We start from the raw sequence: 2,459 nt of genomic DNA on the forward strand, positions 1-2,459 counted from the left end.
GGCCGGCCGGGAGAGATGGCTCGGCTGAGCCGTTTGTTTTCAAGCAATTTTCTGGGCGGAAAATCGCTACACTTTCTGGAATTGGTCCGGCTATCAGCCGGAGAAACCGCCGCCCTCGAGAAACGTCTTTTCCTCTGGCGTCGTCTCGCGGCCGAGCATTTTGTTTCGATGCGGGAAGCGCCCGAAGCGCTGGATGATCTCCAGGTGCTCCTTGGCGTATTTGAGATAATCCGGCGCCCTCGCCGCTGTGAGTTCGAGCGAGCGTTCCTGATCCGCGAGCGACTCCGAATGCTCAAAGGGGAGATAGAGGAAGACGCGAAGCGCTTCTTCGAACTCGAGATCCTGACCGGCGGCGATCGCCCGGTCGGCGAAATGCCTGGCCAGCGGATCGGTCGCATACATATGCCCGGTGCCGCGGAAGCAGTTGCGCGGAAACTGGTCGAGCAGGATCATCAGCGCCAGCGATCCTTCGGCATGCTCGCTCCAGGCGTCGCATTCGCGCCGGGCGGCGGCGTGGTGCAGCTCGAGGAAGCAGTCGCGGAAACCCGAGTCGAACGCGTCGTTCTTTTCGAACCAGGCGTCCTCGCCGGCATCGCGCCAGAATTTGGTGACGGCAAGCGCCCGCGGGTCGAGTTCTGCCATGCGTTGCTCCTCAGCTCTTCGTCTCTGCCTTGTTCAGCACGCCGGCCGTCTCTTCGTTCAGCGCTCGGCCGGCGCGGCGCGGCTGCGCGAGCGGGGTCGGGATCGGCGTGCCGATATTGCCTTTGAGAAAGCGCTGGCCGGCGCGGATACCTTCGGCGAGCTGTGTCTCGATGCGAGCTGTGTCGCGGCGGCGGACGTCCTCGATCACCTCGGCTACCTCTTCCGGATCGACGCCCAGCGCTTCCAGGGCCGAGCCGCCGAAGACCAGCGCCGATTCAAAGGTCTCGCGCAACTGATAGTCGACGCCGGCGCGGATGAGTTGCAGCGCGGTGCCGCGGTCGAAGGCACGCGCCAGGATAGTGACCAGCGGGAATTCCGCCTTGATCAATTGCGCGATGCGCACGGCCACGTCCGGTTTGTCGACGCAGATCAGCACGGCGCGCGCGCGGCCAGCGCCTGCCGCACGCAGGATGTCGAGCCGCGTGCCGTCGCCGTAATAGACCTTGAAGCCGAAATCGGCCGCCGCCTGGATCATCTCGACCTCATTGTCGATGATCGAGACGTCGAGACCGCGCAAAAGCAGCGGCTGGCTGGCGATCTGGCCGAAGCGGCCGAAGCCGATGATCAGCACGCTGCCGGTTAGCCCGTCGGCGATGTCGACGCCTTCCAGCGATTGCTCGTCGCGCGGGGTGAGGTAGCGCAGTGCCAAGATAGCCACGGGCGTCAGCACCATGGAGATGATGACGATGGCGGTCAGAGTGGAATTGGCCTGGCCGTCGATGATGCCGACGACGGCGGCCGAGGAATAGAGCACAAAGGCGAATTCGCCGCCCTGCGCCATGAAGACGGCGCGCTCGAGCGCCTCGCGATGGCCGCTCTTGAGCATACGCGCGACCAGATAGATGCCGAGCCCCTTCATGACCATATAGGCGACGACATAAATGGCGACCAAGCGCCAGTTCTGGGCGACGACGCCAAGATCGAGCGACATGCCGACGGCAAGAAAGAACAGGCCGAGCAGGATGCCGCGAAACGGCTCGATATCGGCTTCGAGCTGGTGGCGGAAGGTCGATTCGGAGAGCAGCACGCCGGCGAGGAACGCACCCATCGCCATCGACAGACCGGAAAGCTGCATGGCTAGCGCCGACCCAAGCACCACCAGCAGGGCGGCGGCCGTCATCACTTCGCGGGCGCGGGCATCGGCTAGGATGCGGAAGAGCGGGTTGAGCAGATAGCGACCGGCCACGACGAGGCCGATGATCGCCGCGATCCCGATCCCCACTTCGGTCAAGCGCTCAGACAGGCTGGTCTGCGCGCCCCCGGGCGCCAGGAACGCCACCAGCGCCAGAAGCGGCACGATCATCAGGTCTTCGAGCAGAAGGATCGAGACGATGCGCTGCCCCTTGGGTGCGGCGATCTCGCCGCGCTCCTCGAGCAGTTGCATGACGATCGCGGTCGAGGTCAGCACAAAGCCGGCGCCGGCGACGAAGGATTGCGCGATCGGAAAGCCTCCGGCCAGGCCGACGAGCGTCAACAGAACGGCGCAGACGCCAACCTGCAGCGCGCCGAGACCAAAGATTTCCCGGCGCAGGCCCCAGAGCCGCGACGGCTGCATTTCCAGGCCGATGATGAACAGGAACATGACGACGCCAAGCTCGGCGACGTGAAGGATGGATTCCGATTCGGAAAAAATGCGGAGGCCGAACGGCCCGATGACCACACCGGCAGCGAGATAGCCGAGGATGGAGCCCAGCCCGATGCGCTTGAAGATCGGCACGGCGATCACGCCGGCAGCGAGCAGCGCCACTACCTGTACG

The 2,459-nt window shown here is 64.7% G+C and carries 2 protein-coding genes; both read right to left on the reverse strand.

What is annotated here, in order from left to right:
- Window positions 1-93 precede the first annotated feature (93 nt).
- Window positions 94-642: a DUF924 family protein gene (locus EOA32_RS36280; protein ID WP_066992399.1), complete on the reverse strand. Its 549-nt coding sequence runs from the start codon at window positions 640-642 to the stop codon at window positions 94-96.
- 10 nt (window positions 643-652) lie between these two features.
- The coding region (locus tag EOA32_RS36285; RefSeq protein WP_245499519.1) for a monovalent cation:proton antiporter-2 (CPA2) family protein at window positions 653-2,459 on the reverse strand (1,807 nt) is incomplete at its 5' end.

The sequence above is a fragment of the Mesorhizobium sp. M1A.F.Ca.ET.072.01.1.1 genome (assembly GCF_004023325.1).
Classification (GTDB): Bacteria; Pseudomonadota; Alphaproteobacteria; order Rhizobiales; family Rhizobiaceae; genus Mesorhizobium.

Bases quoted from the DNA above. Each gene is read 5' to 3' on its own strand.
- EOA32_RS36280 (WP_066992399.1), bottom strand. From the start codon at position 642: ATGGCAGAACTCGACCCGCGGGCGCTTGCCGTCACCAAATTCTGGCGC.